The sequence below is a fragment of the Pseudomonas gozinkensis genome (assembly GCF_014863585.1).
Classification (GTDB): Bacteria; Pseudomonadota; Gammaproteobacteria; order Pseudomonadales; family Pseudomonadaceae; genus Aquipseudomonas; species Aquipseudomonas gozinkensis.
The window spans coordinates 1,640,628-1,664,566 of sequence record NZ_CP062253.1 but is presented as its reverse complement, the minus strand read 5'-3'; the positions used below and the strand labels follow the sequence as shown (position 1 = coordinate 1,664,566).

Here is a 23,939-nt window from a genome sequence, read left to right as displayed (position 1 = left end):
ATCCGTTCGCTGCGGCCGCGCCAGTCTGTGTTTTTCAGGATCGATCCTTGCGCCTCAGCTCTGCCAGCTGCTCGGCCAGAGCGTCCACACCCTCTTCAGGCTTTTGCGGCATCGCCCGCAATGTCGCCTGCATCAAACGCATCTGCCGAATGAAACGCCGGCAATTGCGGCAGAACATCAAGTGATGACGCACCATCAATTTCTCGCGAAAGCTCAACTGGCCATCGAGATAATCGCTGGATCGTGCCACTTGCTCCTTGCAGGTCAACATTCGCCGGTCTCCTCAAAATGCTCCACGGTCGCAAAGACCTTCAAGCGTGCCCGATGCAGCAGCACGCGGACATTGGAGAGCGAGATCTCCAGAAGATTACAGATCTCCTCCAGCTCCAGGCCCTGACGCTCGCGCAGCAACAACACGCTGCCTTGCAGTTCCGACAGGCTCGACAGCGTGTGCTCGAGGCATTCACGCAGCTCGCCTTCCGTCAGCAACGCTTCGGGCGTGTCCTGGTGCCAGGCGAACGGTGCGACCAGCCAGTGGCCGTCGCCGGGAGAAAAACGATCATCGTCGATGGTGCCGTGGGGTGACGGCAGATCATCCAGCAACACTTCGCGACGATTGAGTTTGTAGCGGCTCTTGGCCGAGTTGGCGGTGATGGTCAGCAGCCAGGTCTTGAGGCTGGAGCGGCCTTCGAAGCTGCCGATATGGCGCACCACAGACAGCCAGGCATCCTGTACCACTTCTTCGACATGGCGCTGGCCGACAATCGCGTAGGCCACCGCGCGCATGGGGCTTTGATAGGTACTGACCAGTTCCTTGAAAGCCTTTTGCTCACCGGCGAGCAGACGTTCGAGCAATCGGGTGTCGTCAACGGCCATCCAGCAATCCCCTGTTCCTGACTTCGAAAATGATAGCGGCAGGACTTCGCCTGCCGCCACTTTCGAAAACTACAGCGCTCGCGCCGATTCGGATGTAGGAAACGTCAGCGCGATTAAGAGGAAATGAAGCTGCTCTTAGCGTTTACGCAGAATCACGCTACCAATCGAATAACCGGCACCGAACGAGCTCAGAACCGCCAGCGAACCGGCCGCCAGATCGTCCTGATATTTGTGGAACGCGATCACGGAACCTGCGGAACTGGTGTTGGCGTAGGTGTCGAGAATCACCGGGGCTTCTTCTTCGGTAGCTTCGCGACCCAGCAGCTTGCGCACGATCAGGTGGTTCATGCTCAGGTTGGCCTGGTGCAGCCAGAAGCGTTTCACGTCGCCGACGTTCAGTTTGTTCTCTTCCAGGTGCTCGCCGATCAGTTCGGCCACCATTGGGCAGACGTCCTTGAACACCTTGCGGCCTTCCTGCACGAACAGTTTGTCGCGGGCGCCGATGCCCTCTTCCGCTGCGCGGTTGAGGAAGCCGAAGTTGTTACGGATGTTGTTGGAGAACTTGGTCAGCAGTTTGGTGCTGACCACGTCGAACTGGTGCTTCGACGTCGCCGTATCGGCACGCTCGATGACGACAGCAGTAGCGGCGTCACCGAAGATGAAGTGGCTGTCGCGGTCACGGAAATTCAGGTGGCCGGTGCAGACTTCCGGGTTGACCATCAGGATCGCCCGGGCCTGACCCAGTTGCACCGTGTTGGCGGCTTGCTGGATGCCGAAGGTCGCCGACGAGCAGGCAACGTTCATGTCGAAACCGAAACCCTGGATGCCCAGCGCTTCCTGGACTTCGATGGCGATGGCCGGATAGGCGCGCTGCAGGTTGGAGCAGGCGACGATCACGCCATCGATGTCGGCGGCAGTCTTGCCGGCACGCTGCAGGGCCTGTTCGGCGGCGCCGATGGCCATCTGGCAGAGCACCGACCATTCGTCGTTGGAACGCTCCGGCAGGCGTGGCGCCATGCGCGCAGGGTCGAGGATGCCATCCTTGTCCATGACAAAGCGGCTCTTGATGCCGGAGGCTTTTTCAATGAACGCGGCGCTGGACTCGGTCAGGGCCTGGACTTCGCCGCTGGCGATGGCTTCGGCGTTGTCCGCGTTGAACTGGGCGACGTAGGTATTGAAAGACTGCACCAGCTCTTCGTTGGAGATGCTGTTGGCCGGGGTGTACAGGCCGGTGCCGCTGATGACGACGTTATGCATGGTCGTTTCTCTAATCTGTTCAGGCAGAAAGTGCTGGCACCGACGTGCCAACACGCAAAGGGTCCATTCCCGTATAAGGGACGCAAAAACCTGGCATCGCTTTATTCCGCTGCGCGGCCCGGCAAAGGCTCTGGGACGCGAAAGCGGCATTTATGGTGGCGAAGTTTGCCATAACCGTGGCCATTTGGCGTCTTTCTCAAGATCGACGCGCAATGATCGTTCCCACGCTCCTGCGTGGGAATGCAGCCCGTGACGCTCCGCGTCACTGGACGCGGAGCGTCCCCGGAGGCATTCCCACGCAGAGCGTGGGAACGATCAGTGTCACTGTTCGACCTGACTCCACTGCTTGTTCAGCCGTTTGTCGGAGATCGGCACTTTCGTCCCCAACTGCTGGGCGAACAGCGAAACCCGATACTCCTCCAGCCACCAGCGATATAGCTCGAGCTGCGGATCGCGTTTGCCTTCCTGCGCATGTTTGGCGGCGCGGGTCTGGTATTGCGTCCAGAGCCCGGCGAGTTCGCCGCTCCAGACCCGATCCTTCTGCACTTGCGCGCCCAGCTTCTCGAAACGCTGCTCGACCGCTTTCAGATAGCGCGGCAATTCCTTGAGCCAGAGCATCGGCGTTTCCCGGACGAAGCCCGGATACACCAGATGGCTAAGCTGCTGTTTGATGTCGTTCAATGCCACCGCCTGAGCCAGATCGATCTTGCCCTTGAAGCGCTTTTGCAGACCGTGCCAGAGCTTGAGGATTTCCAGGGTCAGACGCGCCACGCGCTCCGCATGCTCGGTCCAGCTGCCACGCTTGCGCTCGGCCAGTGCCGCCAGCCCTGCGCCGTCGCGAGGCAACGGATCTTCGCCATCAAGAATGCAGCTGTCGAGGCTGGCCAGCAGAATGTCTTCGACCAGCGCATCGACCCGACCCAGTTCGCGATACAGCAACCCCAGTTCGGTCAGGCCCGGCAACTTGCCGCGCAGAAACTTCGCCGGTTCGGCCAGTTGCTGCATCAGCAGGCGTTGCAAGGCGCGGCGGTGCTGGAACTCGGCTTCGGCCGGTGTCGAGAAGCGACCTTCCTTGACCGTGCCGCCCTCTTCCACCAGCGCCGGATAGACCGTCATCGACAGCCCGGCGATCTTCTGCTGCGTCTTTTCCGCCACCGGCGCGAAGACCTTGGCCTCCACCGGCTGCTGGCTTTTCGCACTCTGCGGGACGGCCAACGCAGCCTGGCTGGCTTCGGCGAAACGTGCGGTCAGTTCCGCCAGATCCCGTCCTTCGCCGAGGAACTTGCCCTGACCGTCGACGATTTCCAGGTTCATCCGCAGGTGACTTTCGACTTGCTGCGCCGCTTCGGCCCAGGCCTCATCACTGACCCGCGCACCGGTCATGCGCAGCAGTTCGCGGCCCAGCGCTTGCGGCAACGAACCTTCGGCAAAGGTCATACGTTGCAGCGCGGCCTTGATGAAGTCCGGCACCGGCACGAAGTTCTTGCGCAACGCCTTGGGCAGGTTGCGCACCAGCGCAATACACTTGGCCTCGATCAGCCCCGGCACCAGCCATTCCAGGCGCTCCGGCGGCAGCATCGGCAACAGCGGCGCCGGTACACGCAGGGTCACGCCGTCGCGCGGGTGATTCGGTTCGAAGTGATAACTCAGCGCCAGTTCCAGATCGCCGATGTGCAGCGTGTCCGGATAATGCTGGGCCGTGACCTCGCTGGCTTCGCGAGCCAGCACGTCTTCCTCGCGCATGATCAGCAGCTGCGGGTCTTTCTGGCTGTTGACGCGGTACCAGCTGTCGAACGTCGCGGTCTGGTGGATCTCCGCCGGCAGTCGCGCATCGTAGAACGCGTAAAGGGTTTCCTCGTCGGCCAGAATGTCCCGACGACGGGCCTTGGCTTCCAGCTCGTCCAGTTGTTCCAGCAACTGTTTATTAGCGGTCAGGCATTTGGCTCGGGATTGGATCTCGCCACGCACCAGGCCTTCGCGGATAAACAGCTCCCGCGAAACCACCGGATCCACCGGCCCGTAATGCACCGGTCGGCGACCGACCACGATCAGGCCGAACAGGGTGATCTGTTCGAACGCCACAACCTGGCCGCGCTTCTTCTCCCAGTGCGGTTCGAAGTGGTTCTTCTTGATCAGATGCCCGGCCAGCGGCTCGATCCAGTCGGCGTCGATCTTCGCCACCATCCGCGCATAGAGCTTGGTGGTTTCCACCAGTTCGGCGGTCATCACCCACTGCGGGCGTTTCTTGCCGATACCCGACGACGGGTGAATCCAGAACCGCCGCTGACGGGCGCCGAGATAGTCGCCATCCTCGGTTTTCTGACCGATCTGGCTGAGGAGGCCGACCAGCACCGCTTTGTGCAGTTTCGGATAATCCGCTGGCTCTTTGTTCAGGCTCAGCTGCAAATCGCGGCAGATCAGGCTCAACTGCCGATGGGAGTCGCGCCACTCACGCAGGCGCAGGTAATTCAGGAAATTCTTGCGGCACCAGTTGCGCAGCGGACTGGCGGTCAGCGCTTGGCGCTGCTCTTCAAAACCGCGCCACAGATTGACCAGCCCGGCGAAGTCGGAGTCGGTGTCCTTCCACTGGGCGTGAGCCTGGTCAGCGGCTTGCTGACGCTCCGGCGGACGCTCGCGCGGATCCTGAATCGACATGGCGCTGGCGACGATCAGCACTTCCTGCAAGCTGCCGAGTTTTGCCGCTTCCAGCAGCATGCGGCCCATACGCGGGTCCACCGGCAGGCGCGCCAACTGGCGGCCGAGCGGGGTGAGCTGGCTGTTGCGATCCACCGCCGACAATTCTTGCAGCAGGTTGAAACCGTCGCTGATCGCCTTGCCATCCGGCGGCTCGATAAACGGGAAATCGGTGATCTCGCCGAGGCGCAGATGGAGCATCTGCAAAATAACCGCCGCGAGGTTGGTGCGCAGGATTTCCGGATCGGTGAATTCCGGGCGACCGAGGAAATCCTCTTCGGCGTACAAGCGCACGCAGATACCCGGCTCAACCCGGCCGCAGCGACCTTTACGCTGGTTGGCACTGGCCTGGGAAATCGCCTCGATCGGCAGCCGCTGCACCTTGGCGCGGTAGCTGTAGCGGCTGATGCGCGCGGTGCCGCTGTCGATCACGTAACGGATGCCCGGCACGGTCAACGAGGTTTCGGCGACGTTGGTCGCCAGCACCACACGACGGCCCGGATGGGACTGGAAGATCCGCTGCTGTTCGGCCGGCGACAGGCGCGCGTATAACGGCAGGATTTCAGTGTGTTTGAGCTGGGCCTTGCGCAGCATGTCGGCGGCGTCGCGAATCTCGCGCTCGCCCGGCAGGAACACCAGCACATCACCGGGACTGCGGCGCTCGCTGCGCTCATAGGCGGCGATTTCGTCGAGGGTGGCGAGAATTGCCTGATCCACCGTCAGGTCGTCTTCGACGCGGTTGCCCTCTTCATCCTGCTCAAGCGTCAGCGGGCGATACCAGGTTTCCACCGGGAAGGTGCGGCCGGACACTTCGACAATCGGCGCATCATCGAAATGTTTGGAGAAGCGCTCCAGATCAATGGTCGCCGAAGTGATGATGACCTTCAGGTCCGGGCGACGCGGCAGCAGGGTTTTCAGGTAACCGAGCAGGAAGTCGATGTTGAGGCTGCGTTCGTGGGCTTCGTCGACGATGATCGTGTCGTAACGTTCGAGGTAGCGATCGTTCTGGGTTTCCGCCAGCAGGATGCCGTCGGTCATCAGTTTGATCAGGGTGTTCGAATCGCTTTGGTCTTCAAAGCGCACCTGATAGCCGACCAGCGCGCCCAGCGGCGTGCCGAGTTCTTCGGCAACCCGGCTGGCCACGCTGCGCGCCGCGATCCGACGCGGCTGGGTGTGGCCGATCAGGCCATGCTGGCCGCGACCGATTTCCAGACAGATTTTCGGTAACTGGGTGGTTTTGCCCGATCCGGTTTCGCCGGCGATGATCAGCACCTGGTGCTTTTCCAGGGCCTTCTTGATTTCGTCACGCTTGGCCGCGATCGGCAGGCTGTCGTCGTAACGGATCACCGGCAGGCTGGCCTTGCGCGCCAGCACCTGATCGCAGGACGCCTGCATCCGCGCCACCCACTGGGCCAGCTTGGCCTCGTCGGGTTTCTTGCGCAGCTCAAGCAACTGCCGCCGCAGCCGGTGGCGGTCGGCGAGCATGGCGTGATCGAGGGTTTTCAGCAGTTTGTCGATGGAGGGCGATTCGTCGGTCATCGGGTACGCAATTCGGTCGTCTAGTGGCGCAAGGACGCGATTGTCGCAGAAAAGCAGCTACAAGCGGCAAGCTACAAGCCGCAAGTTGAATGCGGTCTTTGACTTGAGGCTTGTAGCTTGCGGCTCGCGGCTGCTTTATTCGTTATCCAGGCCCTTTCGCCGATACGGGAAGACGTCAATGACTTTCCCCGCCCGAATCGCCTCCTGCAACCCCTTCCAGTAATCAGCGTTGTACAGCTCGCCATGCAATTGATCGAAGAGTTTGCGCTGCGCCGAGTCAGCAAACAGGAACGGCGGAAACTCCTCGGGGAAAACATCCAGCGGCCCGATCGAATACCACGGCTCGGAGGCCATTTCGTCCTCCGGGGTTCGCGGTGCCGGGATGTGGCGGAAGTTGGCTTCGGTGAGGAAGCAGATCTCGTCGTAGTCGTAGAACACCACCCGGCCATGGCGAGTGACGCCGAAGTTCTTCAGCAGCATGTCGCCGGGGAAGATGTTGGCTGCCGCCAGTTGCTTGATCGCCAGCCCGTAATCCTCCAGTGCTTCGCGTACCTGGGCTTCGTTGGCGTTGTCGAGGTACAGGTTGAGCGGCGTCATCCGGCGTTCGGTCCAGCAGTGGCGGATCAGCACGGTTTCGCCTTCCAGCGACACCGTGGACGGCGCGACTTCCAGCAGTTCCGCCAGACACGCCGGCTCGAATTTGCTCAGGGGAAAACGGAAGTCGGCGAATTCCTGGGTATCGGCCATGCGCCCGACGCGGTCGACGCTTTTCACCAATCGGTACTTCTCGATCACCGTGGCGCGGTCGACGTTCTTCGATGGCGAGAAACGGTCCTTGATGATCTTGAACACGGTGTTGAAACCCGGCAGCGTGAACACGCTCATGACCATGCCCCGCACACCCGGCGCCATGATGAATTGGTCGTCGGTGTTGGCCAGGTGATTGATCAGCGCGCGGTAGAACTCGGATTTACCGTGTTTGTAGAAACCGATCGAGGTGTACAGCTCGGCGATGTGCTTGCCCGGCAGGATGCGCTTGAGGAAGCCGATAAACTCGGCCGGCACCGGCACATCCACCATGAAATACGAACGGGTGAACGAGAAGATGATCGACACATCGGCTTCGTCGGTGATCAGCGCATCGATCTGAATTCCCCGCCCTTCACGGTGCAGCAGCGGAATCACCAGCGGCCATTGATCGTCGTTGGTGTAGATGCGTCCGACCAGGTACGCGCCCTTGTTGCGATACAGCACCGAGGAAAACAGCTCGACACTCAACTCCGGATCCTTGCACACCCAGTCCGGCAGGTTTTCGCGCAGTTGCGCTTCCAGGCGATGCAAGTCACCCGGCAGATCGGCGTAGGCCTCGCTGAAGCGGTAATCGGCAAAGATGCTCGCGAGCATGCCCGATATCTGCCCTTGCGGTTTATAGGTGCGGGTTTGCGCGGCGCGGGCCCGACGCAGGCTCGGGCGCGTGGTGTGGATGAACATGCAGCCGTCGCTGATCAGGTCGTGGCTGAACAGGCCGCAGAAAATCGAGTTGTACCAGGTCTCGGACAGTTCATCGTCGAAGCGCAGGTCGATGATGCTGATGTAGGCACTTTTCACCAGCGGCCAGCAGGTGACGTCCATCAAGGTGTCCGGCTCGAAATACTCGCGCAGGCGGGCGACGGTTTCACCGACCTTTTCTTCGTAGAGGTTGATCCGCGCCGCGGACGCCGTTTGCGTGTCCTGCCAGCGGGCCTGCTCGAAGCGCTCCCGGGCGCCGTCGGTGATCCGCCGGAAATGCTCGCGGTAATCGTCAAAGCCATCGAGGATCAGGCGGGCGATGTCGGTGGCTGGCCATTGCTGCGGCATAGATGAGACCTCTGCGGGAATTGGAGAATCTGTGCTCGAAGGCCTGAGCTTAGCCACGGAAGCGGGCGCAGGAGAAGCGCAATTTCTGCCAAATCCTCTTGCGGCTTGTACAGCGACACAGTTTTTATCAAAGTTTTTTTAATCGACCGTTCGGTCAATAAACGTCCACTTCGGTTCTCCCCACCACTGGGCGCCAGCCCGCGTTTTCTGTGGGTTTCGGATCCAATTCAGCGGCGACATCTCTAGCCTGCGCTTTTGCCCGAGTTGTTCATGCCTGTCCATTCCATACAGCGACTGGTCTTACCAAGATAGTGGCACTTTGATATATAGCCCGCCATCACCCGCCTCACAACAAGATCCTCGGACCACGAGGACGACCTCTCCCCAAACGCCCAAGGAGCACATTGATGTCTATCCGGAATCTGCGCATCGGTTTGCGCGCCAGTTTGTGTTTTGCCGTTCTGGCCAGTCTGCTGGTGGTGGTCGGCCTGTTCGGTCTGGGCCAGATGAAAACCCTGCGCGAGAGCGCGGCGGTGATCGAAGAGTTGTGGATGCCCAGTATCGAAAGCATCCATGACGCGGCGGCAAACATCGCCAACATCCGCCTCGAATCCCTGCGCCTGATCACCAGCACCCAGGCTGCCGTTCGCGAACGCAGCAAAGGCCTTCTCACCGCACAACGCCAGGAATTGCTCAAGCGTCTCGACGATCACAAAGCCCTGATCGCCAATGACCAGGAGCGGGCGATGCTGGAAGGCCTGAGCGCCGACACCGCCAAGTACCTGAGCATCCTCGACCAGATCATCAAACAGCTTGATGCCGGACAAAACGAACAAGCCTACGCCCGCTTGGGCAGTGAACTGGCGCCCCAGGGTACGGTGCTCGACAAGACCCTGGAGCAAATGATCAGCCTCAATCAGCAAGGCGCGGATGCCGCTGCCAAGTCCGCGGCGGCGATGTACCAGCAGGCACTGTGGATCGTCGCCACGATCATCGTCGTCGCTTTGATCGCCACATTGTTGCTGGCCTGGTTGCTGACCCGCAGCATCACCGCGCCGATCAATCAGGCGCTGAATGTGGCAAGTCGGATTGCTTCAGGAGACCTCAGCGGTCGCATCGACAGCGACGGCCGGGACGAAGCGGCGCAGTTGCTTAGCGCTTTGTCGGAGATGCAGGGCAATCTGCGCTCGACCATTCGCGGCATCAGCGAGTCGGCCCGGCAACTGGCCTCCGCCGCCGAGGAAATGAGTTCGGTGATGGAACAGAGCACCCGCGGCCTGCAACAGCAGAACGATCAGATCGAACAGGCCGCCACCGCGGTTACCGAAATGAGCACGGCGGTGGATGAAGTCGCTGCCAATGCGGTGTCCAGCGCCGAAGCCTCCGAAGCCTCGAACGAGGACAGCAAGCACGGGCATGTGCAGGTCAGTGAGACCATCAGTTCGATTCAGGAACTGGTCAGCGCGGTGCTGGGTGCCTCCGAACAGGCCGAGGGCCTTGCGACTCAGGCCCAGGACATCAGCAAGGTTCTGGAAGTGATTCGCGGCATCGCCGGGCAGACCAACCTGCTGGCCCTGAACGCTGCGATTGAAGCCGCGCGAGCCGGCGAGGCCGGACGGGGGTTTGCAGTGGTTGCCGACGAGGTCCGCTCACTGGCCCAGCGCACGCAGAACTCCACTGAAGAAATCGAGCTGATGATCAGCAGCATTCAGCAAGGTACCAGTGCCACCGTCGGCGCGTTGCAAACCAGCGCCGAGCAGGCCAGCCACACCCTGCGCCGGGCCAACAGCGCCGGCCATGCGCTGGAGAAAATCACCGCGTCGATCTCGCAGATCAACCAGCGCAACCTGGTGATCGCCAGCGCCGCCGAGCAACAGGCGCTGGTGGCCAGGGAAGTCGATGAAAACCTGGTGACCATCCGTGATCTGTCGACCCAGACTGCTGCCGGTGCCACCCAGACGTCTGCCGCCAGTCAGGAACTGTCGCGACTGGCCGTCGACCTGAACGCTCTGGTCACGCGCTTCGTGATCTGATCAGACAATTAAATGCCCGATTAGCGGTTGCCATCGCCGGGGCCCTCGGCAACACTCTCGTCCCGATCAAGGAAGGAGTGGCCCGTGAGCCCCGTCGATATTTTCCGCATGCTGTCGCTGGCCGCCATCTGGGGCGCGAGCTTCCTGTTCATGCGCATCATCGCTCCCGCGATCGGTACGGTTCCGACCGGATTCTTCCGCGTTTCGATTGCCGCCGTCGGTTTGCTGGTGATCCTGGGGCTGATGCGCATCAGCTGGGATTTCAAAGGCAAGCTCAAGACCGTGATGATGCTGGGCGTGATCAACTCCGGCGTACCGGCAACGCTGTATTCGGTCGCGGCCCAAGTGCTGCCGGCCGGTTATTCCGCAATCTTCAATGCCACCACGCCGTTGATGGGCGTGTTGATCGGCGGGTTGTTCTTCAGTGAAAAACTGACGCTGGCCAAACTCGCCGGGGTGTTCCTTGGCCTGCTCGGGGTGGGCGTGCTGACCCGCGCCGGCCCGGTCGCGTTCGATCTGCACCTGCTGATGGGCGCGGTTGCCTGCCTGCTCGCAACTACCTGCTATGGCTTCGCCGGGTTCCTCGCCCGACGCTGGCTGGATCAGGCCGGCGGGCTCGACAGCCGTCTGTCGGCGCTGGGCAGCATGCTCGGGGCGACCCTGTTTCTGTTGCCGCTGTTCGGTTACAGCGTCATCACTCAACCGCCCGTAAGCTGGGGAGGCTGGAATGTCTGGCTGTCGCTGCTAGGCCTGGGTCTGGGCTGCACCGCGTTTGCCTACATCATTTACTTCCGCCTGCTGAGCTCCATCGGGCCGGTGAAGTCGATGACCGTGACCTTCATGATTCCGCCGTTCGGCGTGTTGTGGGGGGCGCTGTTTCTCGATGAGCCGCTGTCGATGGCGCACGTGTATGGCGGGGTGTTGATCGCGATTGCGCTGTGGCTGGTGTTGAAACCGGCGACAGTGAAGCCGGCAGAAATCGCCACTCGCTGATTACAGATGCACAAAGGCCCGGGAGTTTCCTCCCGGGCCTTTTTCATGCGCGGCGGTTACGCCGATTTACGGAACACGAACACCAGACCGACGATGATCAACAGCATCCCCAGCACGCTCAACGCCGCCAGACGATTGCCGAAGATCAGATAGTCCATCACCGCCGTCACGGCCGGCACCAGATAGAACAGGCTGGTGACATTCACCAGATTGCCCCGGGCGATCAGTCGGTACAGCAGCAACGTTGCCAGCACGGAAACCACCAATCCCATCCACAACACCGGCACGATGAAACCGGTGCTGTGCTCGAAGTGGAACGGCTGGAACGGCACGAAGATCCCGCACAGCAGCAGACCAGCCAGATACTGCACCGGCAGCGTGCCGAGGGGATTGTCGGTGATGCGCTTTTGCATGATCGAGCCAAACGTCATGCTCGCCAGCGCCAGCAGCCCGAACAGCATCCCCGCCAGTGACATCCCGGCCAGACCGATGCCTTGGTAAACCACCATGATCAGACCGGCCAAACCCAACGCCAGACCGAGGATCCGGCTCGCCGAGCGCTGCCGCTCCATGATCACCACCGTGAGGATCGGTTGCACGCCCATGATGGTCGCCATCACGCCGGGGGTGACCTTTAATTCCAGCGCCAGCAGATAGAAGATCTGATAAGCCCCCAACAGCACCACCCCGGTGGCCATCGCATACAGCATCGGCTTGCCGCCCTTGGGCAGTTTCAACTTGAGCAACGGCACCAGCAGCACCAGCCCGCACAGGGCAATCACAAAACGGATCAACAGGAAGGCAAAGGGCGACGCGTGGGCCAGTCCCCATTTGGAGAAGATCGCCCCGCTGCTCCACAGCAGGACGAACAGGCTCGTGGACGCCGCCGCGAGCGCGGACTTTTTCGAAAGGACAAACATGAATACCACCTGTAGTCAGGCACATAGCCAACTCAGCCGAAGCTGAAATTCAGTAGGTTTTTTCAGGCGGGCACAGGGGTCAGCAGAAAACGCCGATCAGCCCGAAACACCAACGCCCGGCGGTGATACGACTGCGCACACCGGCGTGCTACTGACAGGTGGGGGGTAATGGCTGATCTGCACAGGCTGCTGGTTCCCGCACGGCACGACGCCAGCGTTGACCGCTGAATCGACTACCGCGTTGATGAGGGATGCAGGCATCTGGGCTGATCTTTTTTGAAGGGTTGAAAGGTGAGTCGTGGGACTCACGAGCGCCGACTATAACCAGCGCGAGACATGGATTGCAATGACTTGGACAAAGGGCCAGTAGCGACAGGCAGGAGGCAGGCGCATAGGCTCGTTTGCAATTGCAACGACCATTGATGGGGGACATGGAATGCGCGGGATCATATGCCAAGGGAACGGAATCATCTGCGGTATCAGTTGTACAAATCGCAAGCCAGGAAGTACGCGGGCATCACTTTCGCAAAGCTGCAGGAAGACATGGAGCAAAAAGGGATCGTAGATGTCGACCACTCCAGAGTTCGTTTCGAAGCTATCGACGCTTTGGCACTGAATGCCTATGAACAATGGCTGGACCCTTATTTCTCCTGGCAGGAAGTTGTCAGGTGGAAGGCCAGAGAACCACTGGGATTCGATTTAGCAATCTGGTTTGATCATGAGCTATGCGGACTCTGCTTTGCGAACCCGAACCAGAGCCGATTGAGAGTAAAAATCGTGCGCCTGGAAGGAAAGCCGGGAAACGATCACCCGCTCAAGAGCCGAATCGCAACATTTGCCTTGACCGCCGTGACGCACTTCGCGCGAATCGTAGGCAGCAAGCAAATCGAAATTCAGGAGCCTGTTCCCGGAGTAATACCGCTTTATCGGCAACTGGGGTTTGAGTTCGACTCGGAAGGTCGTCTTGTGAAGCCCATTGACTAAGTCTAGTATCGGGTCACTGTTCATTAAATGATCAACGCCGGAGACGCCATGAAAGCTGTCGCTGAGAACAAAGCGCCAGGCGCCAAATTGACCAGGGCCAAAGGAAAGCGCTCAGCTGGAGAATTATCTGAAAAGGAGTTACTCCGAGTTAGAGAGGCATTGGCTAATCCAGCAGCGGAAGAGCCGGGAGGTGTTCTCGCCGGCGCATCCTTTACCTTCCCCGCATAAAAAAACCGCTCACAAGGAGCGGTTTTTTGTTTCTGCATCCAGCCTCAACCAAACAGCCAATACCCCAGCAACGTCAACACCACCACTGCCAGCACCGGCCGCAACACACGGTAGGCCTTCGGATTGCGGCGCTTCCACTGTTTGACCACGCCGCTGAACCTGTCGCTGAAGTTCTTGCTCCAGGCGTAAGCCTGGTTGATCCCGCCGACGCGCTCGTCGTCGAGGTTCTGCGGAGCGGTGGCACGGCCGAGCCAGGCGCTGATAGAGCGGTTGATGCGAGTCATGAAGCGGTTGCTCAGCGGACGCTCAACGTCACAGAACAGAATGACGCGAGTCTTTTCAGTTTCGTTCTTGACCCAATGCACGTAGGTCTCGTCGAACATCACGTCTTCACCATCACGCCAGGCATAGACCTGACCGTCGACGAAGATCCGGCAATCGTCGGAGTTCGGCGTCGAAAGGCCGAGGTGATAACGCAGGGAACCAGCGAACGGATCACGGTGCGGGTTCAAATGACTGCCCCCCGGCAACAACGCGAACATCGCGCCTTTGACGTTGGGGATGGCACTGACCAGCGCCACGGTTTTCGGGCACAGGGTCTCGGCCGATGGCAGCGGTTTGTCGTACCACTTGAGGTAGAAACGCTTCCAGCCCTTCTTGAAGAACGAGCCGAAACCGGCGTCATTGTTCTTCTCTGCAGCGCGAATATAGCCCTCGTCGAACAGGTGCATGGCTTCGTCGCGAATGGTTTCCCAGTTGTCACGCAACACGTCCAGTTCCGGAAACTTGCTGCGATCCAGATACGGCTTGGACGGTACACCCGAGAACAGGTACATCAGAGCGTTATACGGAGCGAACAGCGCCGAGTGGTTGACGAACTGACGCAGCACCGGCAAACGCGCCTTGCCGCGCAAATGCACGTAGAGGATGCTGCCCACAAACAACAGCAACACCGACACCTTGGCGGCCAACGAAAAGGTCATCAACAACTCCTTGAAATAAGACAACGCCACGCCATGTCATTTGCCCGAGATGGCGGCCGGCCATGATAAACACTACCGGCTTCGGGAAAAACCCGTCCGAGCCAAGATTCATTGTTAAGAATTGCGCAACAAAGCACGTCTTAACATAACGATCCTGAACCCTGGCTGACCTGAATCAACGCGCCCCTTACTGCTGGGTCTCCTGATCGGTGAACAGATCGCTGAACAGCATGCTCGACAGATAACGCTCACCGGAGTCGGGCAGCACCACCACGATGGTCTTGCCCTGCATTTCCGGGGTTTCCGCCAGGCGTACCGCCACCGACATGGCCGCACCACAGGAAATACCGCACAGGATCCCCTCCTCCTGCATCAGGCGCAGGGCCATGGCCTTGGACTCGTCATCCGTCACCAGCTCGACCCGGTCAACCATCGACAGATCAAGGTTCTTCGGCACAAAACCGGCACCGATGCCCTGAATCTTGTGCGGGCTCGGCTTGATTTCCTGACCTGCCAGCGCCTGGGTAATCACCGGCGAAGTCACCGGTTCCACCGCCACCGACAGAATCGGTTTGCCCGCCGTATTCTTGATATACCGCGAGACACCGGTGATGGTTCCGCCGGTGCCGACACCCGCCACCAGCACGTCGATGGCGCCATCGGTGTCGTTCCAGATTTCCGGGCCGGTGGTTTTTTCATGGATGGCCGGGTTGGCCGGGTTATCGAACTGGGCCGGCATGAAATATTTGCCTGCATCGCTGGCGACAATCTCGGCGGCCTTTTCGATCGCGCCTTTCATGCCCTTGGCCGGCTCGGTCAGCACCAGCTCGGCGCCCAGCGCCTTGAGTACCTTGCGCCGCTCGATGCTCATCGAGGCAGGCATGGTCAGCAGCAATTTGTAACCGCGAGCGGCCGCCACGAAGGCCAGGCCGATGCCGGTGTTGCCGGAGGTCGGCTCGACGATGGTCATGCCCGGCTTGAGTTTGCCGCTGCTTTCGGCGTCCCAGATCATGTTGGCGCCAATCCGGCACTTGACCGAGTAGCCCGGATTGCGACCTTCGATCTTGGCCAGAATGGTCACGCCACGGGGCGCGATGCGATTGATCTGCACCAGCGGCGTGTTGCCGATGGAGTGGGCGTTGTCAGCAAAAATACGGCTCATGGCTGGGTCCTTGTGCAGCGTTGAATTCAGCTCTCCAAGGTAAGCCTGTTGCCCTTGTCAGTCCAGTCGGGTCGAACGTCTGCTACCTCCGGCAGTCAACCGCATTACACCGTTCGGGAATTACCGCCATGAAGCGTCGCTACCGCTGGCCGTTGTGGACTCTCGCCACCGTCGTTGTGTTGCTTGTCGCCCTGCACATCGCCCTGCCCTACCTCGTACGCGACTATCTGAATGACAAACTGGCCAACATGGGCGAGTACCGCGGACAAATCACCGATGTCGACCTGGCGCTGTGGCGTGGCGCGTACAAGATCAACGGCCTGAAGATCGTCAAGGCCGACGGCAAGGTGCCGGTGCCGTTCGTCAACGCACCGTTGATCGACCTGTCGGTGAGCTGGCATTCGCTGTGGTACGACCATGCGGTGGTGGCACAGGTGAAGTTCTTCAAACCTGAAGTCAACTTCGTCGATGGCGGTGCCAACAAGCAGAACTCCCAGACCGGTAAAGGCACCGACTGGCGCGCCCAACTGGGCAAATTGCTGCCGATCACCCTCGACGAAGTGCAGATCAACGATGGCCGCATCAGCTTCCGCAACTTCAACTCCAAGCCTCCGGTGAACATGAACGCCACCAACGTCGAAGCCAGCATTTACAACCTGACCAACGTAGTCGACACCAAGGGCAAGCGCGATGCCCGCTTCGAAGGCAAGGCCCTGCTGCTCGGTCAGGCGCCACTGGAAACCTCCGCCACATTTGATCCGTTGAGTAATTTCGAGGATTTCGAATTTCGCCTGCGCGCCCGCGACCTCGAACTCAAGCGCATGAACGACTTCGCCTCGGCCTACGGCAAATTCGACTTCAATGCCGGCCACGGTGACGTAGTCATAGAAGCACAGGCCAAAAAGGCCCAACTGACGGGCTACATCAAGCCATTGCTGCGGGATGTTGAAGTGTTCAATTGGCAACAGGACGTGGAAAACAAGAACAAAAGCATCTTCCGCTCGGTCTGGGAGGCGCTGGTCGGCGGCACTGAAACCGTGCTGAAAAACCAGGCCAAAAACCAGTTCGCAACCAAAGTAGAACTCAGCGGCAGCGTTCACCAGCAAGATATCAGCGCGTTCGAAGCGTTTTTGCAGATTTTGCGCAACGGGTTCATCCAGGCATTCAATGCCCGGTATGAACGGCCGAAGCCGGATGCGGGTTAGCGCACTTGCTCAACTCGCTCTCCGCCGAAACCGAGTCAACATGTGACGCCCCATTCAGAGACTGAATAAGCCGTCTGCGTTCACAGTCGACCGGGCCGCGCGTTATAGTCGGGCATCCGATTATTTCGCCCCCGCCCTGCCCGTTCAGGTCGGCGTTACCGTTCGAGGATTAGCAGATGAAGTTCGAAGGCACCCAGGCCTACGTCGCCACCGATGACCTGAAGCTGGCGGTCAACGCCGCCATCACCCTGGAGCGGCCGCTGCTGGTCAAGGGCGAACCGGGCACCGGCAAGACCATGCTCGCCGAGCAACTGGCCGAATCGTTCGGCGCCAAGCTGATCACCTGGCACATCAAGTCCACCACCAAGGCCCATCAGGGCCTGTACGAGTACGATGCGGTCAGCCGTCTGCGCGACTCGCAACTGGGCAATGAAAAAGTCCACGACGTGCGTAACTACCTGAAGAAAGGCAAGCTCTGGGAGGCGTTCGAGTCCGAAGAACGCGTCATCCTGCTGATCGACGAAATCGACAAGGCCGACATCGAGTTCCCCAACGACCTGCTGCAAGAACTCGACAAGATGGAGTTCTACGTTTACGAGATCGACGAGACCATCAAGGCCAAGAAGCGTCCGATCATCATCATTACCTCCAACAACGAGAAAGAGCTGCCGGACGCCTTCCTGCGCCGCTGCTTCTTCCACTACATCGCCTTCCCCGACCGCACCACCCTGCAGAAAATCGTCGACGTTCATTACCCGGACATCAAGAAAGACCTGGTCAGCGAAGCGCTGGACGTGTTCTTCGACGTGCGCAAGGTACCGGGCCTGAAGAAGAAGCCGTCGACCTCGGAGCTGGTGGATTGGCTGAAACTGCTGATGGCCGACAACATTGGCGAAGCCGTGCTGCGCGAACGCGATCCGACCAAAGCCATTCCGCCGCTGGCCGGCGCGCTGGTGAAGAACGAACAGGACGTGCAACTGCTTGAGCGCCTGGCGTTCATGAGCCGTCGCGGCACCCGCTAAGAGGCTGATGCCATGTTGCTCAACCTGTTCAATGAAATGCGCGCAGCCAAGGTGCCGGTGTCGGTGCGCGAGTTGCTCGACCTGATCAACGCGCTGAAACAGCGCGTGACCTTCGCCGACATGGACGAGTTTTACTACTTGTCCCGGGCGATCCTGGTGAAGGACGAACGGCATTTCGACAAGTTCGACCGTGCGTTCGGCGCCTACTTCAATGGCCTGGAAAAGCTCGACGATCACCTGCAGGCGCTGATTCCCGAAGACTGGCTGCGCAAGGAATTCGAGCGCTCGCTGACCGACGAGGAACGCGCGCAGATCCAGTCCCTCGGCGGCCTGGACAAGCTGATCGAAGAGTTCAAGAAACGCCTGGAAGAACAGAAGGAACGCCACGCCGGCGGCAACAAGTGGATCGGCACCGGCGGCACCAGTCCGTTCGGCTCCGGCGGCTTCAACCCGGAAGGCATCCGGGTCGGCGACGCTGGCAAGCGCCAGGGCAAAGCGGTGAAAGTCTGGGATCAACGCGAGTACAAGAACCTCGACGACTCCGTGGAACTGGGCACCCGCAACATCAAGGTCGCCCTGCGCCGCCTGCGCAAATTCGCCCGTCAGGGCGCGGCGGAAGAACTGGACATCGACGGCACCATCGACCACACCGCCAAGGACGCCGGCCTGCTGAACATCCAGATGCGCCCGGAGCGGCGCAACACGGTGAAGCTGTTGCTGCTGTTCGATATCGGCGGTTCGATGGACGCCCACGTGAAGATCTGCGAGGAACTGTTCTCGGCCTGCAAGACCGAGTTCAAGCATCTGGAGTACTTCTACTTCCACAACTTCATTTATGAATCGGTGTGGAAAAACAACATGCGCCGCACTTCCGAGCGCACGTCGACCCAGGACCTGCTGCACAAGTACGGCGCCGACTACAAAGTGATCTTCATCGGCGACGCCGCGATGGCGCCCTATGAAATCACCCAGGCCGGCGGCAGCGTCGAGCACTGGAACGAAGAGCCGGGATACGTGTGGATGCAGCGCTTCATGGAGAAATACAAGAAGCTCATCTGGATCAATCCGTACCCGAAAGATACGTGGGGCTACACCTCGTCGACCAATATCGTGCGGGATCTGATCGAGGATCAGATGTATCCGCTGACGTTGCGCGGGCTGGAAGAAGGGATGCGGTTTCTGTCCAAATAATCGGCTGCCTGTACTGACACTATCGCGGGCAAGCCCGCTCCCACAGGTATCGGTGGTGTACATAAATTTCGTGTACATCTCGAACACTGTGGGAGCGGGCTTGCTCCGGGCGGCGTTCCGACAATGCTTTTAGCGTTAAATAAAGCGCTTCAGATATTCGATGTGCTCCCGGTGTGCCACATCCTGTACCACCGGGCGCAATCTGACCTTCGCCCCCGGCAGACACTGTGCCAGTCGAGCCAGCGCCAACGGCGTCAACGCTCCCAATCGCGGATAACCGCCAATCGTCTGCCGGTCATTGAGCAACACGATCGGCTGCCCGTCCGGCGGCACCTGCACCGCGCCCAGCGGAATGCCCTCGGAAATCATCGGCTTGCCCTGATATTGCAACGCCGTGCCCAACAGGCGAATGCCCATGCGGTCGGCACGACTGTCCAGCGTCCAGGCGCTGTTGAATGCATCGAACAGGCTCTGCCCGCTGAACTGACCGATCTGCGCGCCCAACACCAGATCCAGCGGCGCGTCGAGGTGCAGATCCGGTCGATGCTCCGCCGGGACCTCACGCACCAACAGGGTTTCGCCCTGATAACTCAGCGAAGTACCCTTGGCCAATGGCAAACCAAAACCATCCAGACCACCGAGTTCTTCACGCACCACCGTGGCACTGCTGCCCAGCACTTTCGGCGCACTGAAACCACCGGGCGCCGCCAGATAGGCCCGCGCGCCCAGCAAAGGCTGGGTAAACTTCAAGGTCTGCCCTTTGCCCAGTTTGAAGCTGCGCCACGGTGCCAACGCTTCGCCGTCGATCTGCGCGCCAAGATCGGCGCCAGCCAATGCCAGCAAGCAATCTTCTTCAGCCACCACCGTAAACCCGCCGAGGGTGATTTCGATCACCGGCACACCCAGGCCATTACCCAGCAGCCAGTTGGCCCAGGCCATCGACCGCCAGTCCGCCGCGCCGCCCTGAGTCACGCCCAGATGGCGCACGCCAAACCGCCCGGCGTCCTGCAACAGGCACAGCGGCGTGCTTGCTTCAATCGTCAGTCGGCTCATGCCAGGGCCTCCAGAGGCGTGTCGTCACCGCCCAGACGGATGAATTCGGCATGGCTCACCGCTTCGAAACGCACGGTGTCGCCGGGCTGCATCAGGCTATAGCCGTCGCGCTCACGGTCGAAAAGTTTTGCCGGTGTGCGACCGATCAGGTTCCAGCCACCGGGAGACACCACCGGATACGCGGCCGTCTGCCGCTCGGCGATGCCGACGCTGCCGGCGGCAACTTTCTTGCGTGGGGTATTCAGACGCGGTGCTGCGAGGACTTCTTCCACCAGCCCCATGAAGGCAAACCCCGGCGCGAATCCCAGCGCGAACACCTGATACTCGCGAGCGCTGTGGCGGCGGATCACTTCTTCCACCGCCAAACCGCTGCGTTGCGACAGCAGGCTCAATTCCGGTCCGACGCTAAGGTCGTACCAAACCGGCAACACGTGACACTGGCCACCGGTGCGCGCATTCGGCGACAGGTCGATCAGCGCTTCGGCGATCAACTCCCGGGCCTGATTCGGACTCAATGCCGTCAGATCGTAATGCACCATCAACGTGGTGTACGACGGCACCAGATCGATCAGATGCTCGCCGAACACCGCGCGCAACCGCTCACTGGCGGCGAGCATCCACGGCATGTTGGCTTCGGCGATTTCATCGAACAGGCGCAGCATCAGGCAATCCAGCGCCACCACTTCCACCCGCGGATTCATGGCGCGCTCTGCTCGTTCAAGGCCTGACGAATGCGCTGCACGGCCGCAACCGAACTGGCGTTGTCGCCATGCACGCACAAGGTGTTGGCTTGCAGGTGCAGTGCGCTGCCATCACTGGCAGTGAGGTTGTCACCGCGGGCGATGGTCAGCGCTTGCCCGATGATGGTTTCGGCGTCGTGATGCACCGCGCCCGGCAGTTGCCGCGAGACCAGTCGGCCAGCGCTGTCGTAGGCGCGGTCGGCGAAGGCTTCGAACCACAGGGTCACGCCGTATTCGTCACCGAGCTGTTGCGCGGCCGTGTTGTCGCGGGTGGCCATCAACATCAGCGGCAGGCTGCGGTCGTACGCCGCGACGGCCTGAATCACTGCCCGCAGCTGTGCCGGATTGGCCATCATGTCGTTGTACATCGCGCCGTGGGGTTTGACGTAACTGACTTTGCCACCCTGGGCACGGCAAATGCCGTCGAGGGCGCCGATCTGGTAATGCAGGATGTCTTGCAGTTCCTGGGCGGTGTAAGCCATGGAACGTCGGCCGAAACCCACCAGATCCTGATAGGCCGGATGCGCGCCGATCTGCACGCCGTGGCTCAGGGCCAGGCTGACGGTCTTGCGCATGATGCCCGGGTCGCCAGCGTGGAAGCCGCAGGCAATGTTGGCGCAATCGATGAAGGGCATGACTTCCGCGTCCAGACCCATGGTCCAGTTGCCGAAGCTCTCGCCGATGTCACAGTTCAATAGCAGGCGGCTCACGGTGAACACTCCTGTAGTTCTTTTCTTTTTTTGCCGTGGGACAGACAGTGTCCCGCAGGTTATCAGTTACTGCGCGTCCAGTTGCTTGCCACGGGTTTCCGGCAGGCTCAACGCCGCGAGGATCACCACCCCGTAGGACACCGCCGCAAAGGCACCGATGCCTACGCTCAGCGGCACTTTCTGGCTGAGCAGCCCGATCAGCAGCGGGAACAACGCCGCCAGCGCCCGGCCGATGTTGTAGCAGAAGCCCTGCCCCGAGCCGCGAATCCGCGTTGGAAACAGCTCGGTGAGAAACGCCCCCATGCCACTGAAAATCCCCGAGGCGAAGAAGCCCAGCGGGAAACCCAGCCACAGCATCACGCCGTTGCTGACCGGCAATTGCGTATAGAGCAGCACGATGGTGAACGAGCCGACGGCGAACAGTATGAAGTTCTTCTTGCGGCCCAACAGGTCGGTCAAATAGGCGCTGATCACATAACCGACGTAGGAACCGATGATCACCATCGCCAGATAACCGCCGGTGCCGAGTACGCTCAAGCCACGCTCGTTCTTCAGAAAAGTCGGCAGCCAGGAGGTGATCGCGTAGTAACCGCCGAGGGCGCCGGTGGTCAGCAGTGAGGCGCGAATCGTGGTGAAGAGCATGCCGGGGGCGAAGATCTCGTAGAACTTCGAAGGGCTTTCCGGGGTTTGTCTGGCCTTGGCTTCGCGGTAGATCTCCGGGTCTTTCACCAGGCGGCGGACGAAAATCACGAACACTGCCGGCACGATGCCGAGGATGAACAGTGCACGCCAGGCGTCTTCCGGTGGCAGCACCGAGAACAGCAGCGCATAGAGAATCGCCGTCAGACCCCAACCCAAGGCCCAGCCGGATTGCACCATGCCCACCGCTTTGCCGCGATCCTTGGCGCGGATCACTTCACCGATCAGCACTGCACCCGCCGTCCATTCACCGCCGAAACCGAAGCCCATCAAGGTGCGGGCAATCAGCAATTGCTCGTAGTTCTGGGCGAAGCCGCAAAGGAAAGTGAAGAAGGCAAACCACAGCACCGTCAGTTGCAAAGTGCGCACGCGGCCGATGCGGTCGGAGAGAATCCCCGCCACCCAACCGCCGATGGCCGAAGCAATCAGGGTGCTGGTGTGAATCAGACCCGCTTCACCGGTGGTGATGCCCCACATCGCGATCAGGGTCGGCACCACAAAGCTGAGCATCTGGGTGTCCATGCCGTCCAGACCGTAGCCGATCTTGCAGCTCCAGAAGGTGCGGCGCTCCTGTTGATTGATGTTGCGATACCAGTCGAACGGGCCTGGACGGGCCGCAGTCTTGGGGAGGTCGAGGGTGTCGGGCGCACTCATGGCATGTCTCCGCAGGCTTTTATTGGTCTTGTTCGAAGCTCCGACGACGCCTATCGTGGGAACCGAATGCGTCGATTCTTGGGTGCGTCACCCGGTCGCGTCCAACGAATAAAAACCCGCCCAAGACATAAGAAAAATTTGTTGCCATGAACCTGAAGTTTCTCGAAACCTTCGTCTGGGTCGCCCGGCTGAAAAGTTTTCGCCTGACCGCCGACAAGCTGTTCACCACCCAGGCCTCGATCTCCAGCCGGATCGCGGTGCTCGAAGGCGAGCTCGGGGTGAAGCTGTTTCTGCGTGATTCACGCGGCGTCAGCCTGACGCCCGAAGGTTTGAAAGTGCTGGACTATGCCGAACAGATGCTCGACACGATGCAGGCGCTGAAACAGTCGATCGAGACTCGATCGAGCAAGGTCGGCCGGGTGCGCATCGGGGTGATGGATACGGTGATTCACACCTGGCTCAGCCCGTTGGTGGCGCAGATGACCGATCTGTACCCTCGGGTGGAAATCGAGCTGGTGGCGGATACCTCGCTGAACCTCTGCGATCAGCTGCAAAAAGGCTTTCTCGATCTGATCCTGCAAACCGATCTGGTGCGCCAGGAAAGCGTGCGCAGCCTGGAACTGGCCAGCCATCCCATCGGCTGGATCGTTGCCAGCAACTCGATCTACAACCGCGACTATCAAAGCCTCGCCGACCTGGCGCAGGAACGGATCATCACCTACTCGAAAAACTCCCGGCCGCATCAGGACATCCTGGCCTTGATGCAGGCCCAGGGCGTGCTGGCGCCACGGTTGAACTGTGTGAATTCAGTGTCGGCGATTACCCGGCTGTTGCGCGACGGGTTTGGCATTGGCGCGCTGCCGCCGGTGCTGGTGGCAGAAGAGCTGGCGCGGGGAGAATTGACCCTGCTCGACATCGAACAGCGCCCGCCGAATTTGCAGGTGGTGGTGTCGTGGCGGGTCGGTGTGGAATGGGTCGAGGAGATCGTGACGCTGTGTCAGCAGGTGCTGGAGGGGTATGCGCGCAAGGTAGGCAAGGATTACATCGTTCTAAGTTGATCGTTCCCACGCTCTGCGTGGGAATGCCTCAACGGACGCTCCGCGTTCGGCTTGCGAGGGACGCGGAGCGTCCCGGGCTGC

The 23,939-nt window shown here is 60.5% G+C and carries 19 protein-coding genes; 7 read left to right on the top strand and 12 right to left on the bottom strand.

Annotated elements, in window-relative coordinates:
- Positions 1-34 precede the first annotated feature (34 nt).
- The 5 genes from IHQ43_RS07485 to aceK all read right to left on the bottom strand — a co-directional run bounded on the left by IHQ43_RS07485 (position 35) and on the right by aceK (position 8,223).
- On the bottom strand, positions 35-271 hold the full coding sequence (locus IHQ43_RS07485; protein WP_064383173.1) for an anti-sigma factor family protein: 237 nt from the start codon (positions 269-271) through the stop codon (positions 35-37).
- Positions 265-876 (bottom strand): RNA polymerase sigma factor, encoded by a 612-nt coding sequence (locus IHQ43_RS07480; RefSeq protein WP_192563911.1) that lies wholly within the window; start codon positions 874-876, stop codon positions 265-267. The genes IHQ43_RS07485 and IHQ43_RS07480 overlap by 7 nt, the downstream gene beginning before the upstream one ends.
- Before the next feature lie 135 nt (positions 877-1,011).
- Positions 1,012-2,133, bottom strand: a complete 1,122-nt coding sequence (locus IHQ43_RS07475; protein WP_115076920.1) for a beta-ketoacyl-ACP synthase III — start codon at positions 2,131-2,133, stop codon at positions 1,012-1,014.
- Positions 2,134-2,454: 321 nt separating this feature from the next.
- Entirely contained in the window at positions 2,455-6,366 is a 3,912-nt protein-coding gene (gene hrpA, locus IHQ43_RS07470; protein WP_192563910.1) for an ATP-dependent RNA helicase HrpA, read from the bottom strand.
- 135 nt (positions 6,367-6,501) lie between these two features.
- Positions 6,502-8,223, bottom strand: a complete 1,722-nt coding sequence (gene aceK / locus IHQ43_RS07465; RefSeq protein ID WP_192563909.1) for a bifunctional isocitrate dehydrogenase kinase/phosphatase — start codon at positions 8,221-8,223, stop codon at positions 6,502-6,504.
- A gap of 407 nt (positions 8,224-8,630) precedes the next feature.
- Here aceK and IHQ43_RS07460 point away from each other — a divergent pair, with 407 nt between their 5' ends.
- Both IHQ43_RS07460 and IHQ43_RS07455 read left to right on the top strand, forming a co-directional pair.
- Positions 8,631-10,256 carry a methyl-accepting chemotaxis protein gene (locus IHQ43_RS07460; RefSeq protein WP_192563908.1) on the top strand — a complete coding sequence of 542 codons (1,626 nt, stop codon included), beginning with the start codon at positions 8,631-8,633 and terminating at the stop codon, positions 10,254-10,256.
- Positions 10,257-10,340: 84 nt separating this feature from the next.
- On the top strand, positions 10,341-11,249 hold the full coding sequence (locus tag IHQ43_RS07455; RefSeq protein WP_192563907.1) for a DMT family transporter: 909 nt from the start codon (positions 10,341-10,343) through the stop codon (positions 11,247-11,249).
- Positions 11,250-11,305: 56 nt separating this feature from the next.
- Here the strand turns inward: IHQ43_RS07455 and IHQ43_RS07450 are convergent, their stop codons facing one another.
- Positions 11,306-12,169 carry a DMT family transporter gene (locus IHQ43_RS07450; protein WP_192563906.1) on the bottom strand — a complete coding sequence of 288 codons (864 nt, stop codon included), beginning with the start codon at positions 12,167-12,169 and terminating at the stop codon, positions 11,306-11,308.
- A 450-nt stretch (positions 12,170-12,619) separates the two neighbouring features.
- Here IHQ43_RS07450 and IHQ43_RS07445 point away from each other — a divergent pair, with 450 nt between their 5' ends.
- Positions 12,620-13,153, top strand: a complete 534-nt coding sequence (locus IHQ43_RS07445; protein WP_192563905.1) for a hypothetical protein — start codon at positions 12,620-12,622, stop codon at positions 13,151-13,153.
- Between the two features lie 272 nt (positions 13,154-13,425).
- Here the strand turns inward: IHQ43_RS07445 and IHQ43_RS07440 are convergent, their stop codons facing one another.
- Positions 13,426-14,364: an aspartyl/asparaginyl beta-hydroxylase domain-containing protein gene (locus IHQ43_RS07440; RefSeq protein WP_192563904.1), complete on the bottom strand. Its 939-nt coding sequence runs from the start codon at positions 14,362-14,364 to the stop codon at positions 13,426-13,428.
- Between the two features lie 187 nt (positions 14,365-14,551).
- Positions 14,552-15,526, bottom strand: coding sequence for a cysteine synthase A (gene cysK / locus IHQ43_RS07435; protein ID WP_192563903.1), 975 nt, complete (start codon positions 15,524-15,526; stop codon positions 14,552-14,554).
- A gap of 128 nt (positions 15,527-15,654) precedes the next feature.
- Between cysK and IHQ43_RS07430 the strand changes: the two genes are divergently transcribed.
- From IHQ43_RS07430 to IHQ43_RS07420, 3 genes are all read left to right on the top strand, one after another.
- Entirely contained in the window at positions 15,655-16,731 is a 1,077-nt protein-coding gene (locus tag IHQ43_RS07430; RefSeq protein ID WP_192563902.1) for a DUF748 domain-containing protein, read from the top strand.
- A 176-nt stretch (positions 16,732-16,907) separates the two neighbouring features.
- A complete protein-coding gene (locus IHQ43_RS07425) occupies positions 16,908-17,753 on the top strand; it encodes an AAA family ATPase (protein WP_007911294.1) in 846 nt (281 codons plus the stop codon).
- Positions 17,754-17,765: 12 nt separating this feature from the next.
- Positions 17,766-18,944, top strand: coding sequence for a vWA domain-containing protein (locus IHQ43_RS07420; RefSeq protein ID WP_007956512.1), 1,179 nt, complete (start codon positions 17,766-17,768; stop codon positions 18,942-18,944).
- A gap of 135 nt (positions 18,945-19,079) precedes the next feature.
- Here the strand turns inward: IHQ43_RS07420 and IHQ43_RS07415 are convergent, their stop codons facing one another.
- From IHQ43_RS07415 to IHQ43_RS07400, 4 genes are all read right to left on the bottom strand, one after another.
- Entirely contained in the window at positions 19,080-19,997 is a 918-nt protein-coding gene (locus IHQ43_RS07415; RefSeq protein WP_192563901.1) for a 5-oxoprolinase subunit C family protein, read from the bottom strand.
- The gene (locus tag IHQ43_RS07410; protein WP_192563900.1) at positions 19,994-20,698 is read right to left on the bottom strand and encodes a 5-oxoprolinase subunit B family protein; all 705 of its coding nucleotides are present in this window, start codon (positions 20,696-20,698) and stop codon (positions 19,994-19,996) included. The genes IHQ43_RS07415 and IHQ43_RS07410 overlap by 4 nt, the downstream gene beginning before the upstream one ends.
- A complete protein-coding gene (locus tag IHQ43_RS07405; RefSeq protein ID WP_192563899.1) occupies positions 20,695-21,447 on the bottom strand; it encodes a 5-oxoprolinase subunit PxpA in 753 nt (250 codons plus the stop codon). Before IHQ43_RS07405 ends, IHQ43_RS07410 begins: the two co-directional genes overlap by 4 nt.
- Positions 21,448-21,513: 66 nt before the next feature.
- Complete coding sequence (locus tag IHQ43_RS07400) at positions 21,514-22,800, bottom strand: MFS transporter (RefSeq protein WP_039772622.1); 1,287 nt, start codon at positions 22,798-22,800, stop codon at positions 21,514-21,516.
- 146 nt (positions 22,801-22,946) lie between these two features.
- Here IHQ43_RS07400 and IHQ43_RS07395 point away from each other — a divergent pair, with 146 nt between their 5' ends.
- Positions 22,947-23,858, top strand: coding sequence for a LysR family transcriptional regulator (locus tag IHQ43_RS07395; RefSeq protein ID WP_192563898.1), 912 nt, complete (start codon positions 22,947-22,949; stop codon positions 23,856-23,858).
- Positions 23,859-23,939 lie beyond the last annotated feature (81 nt).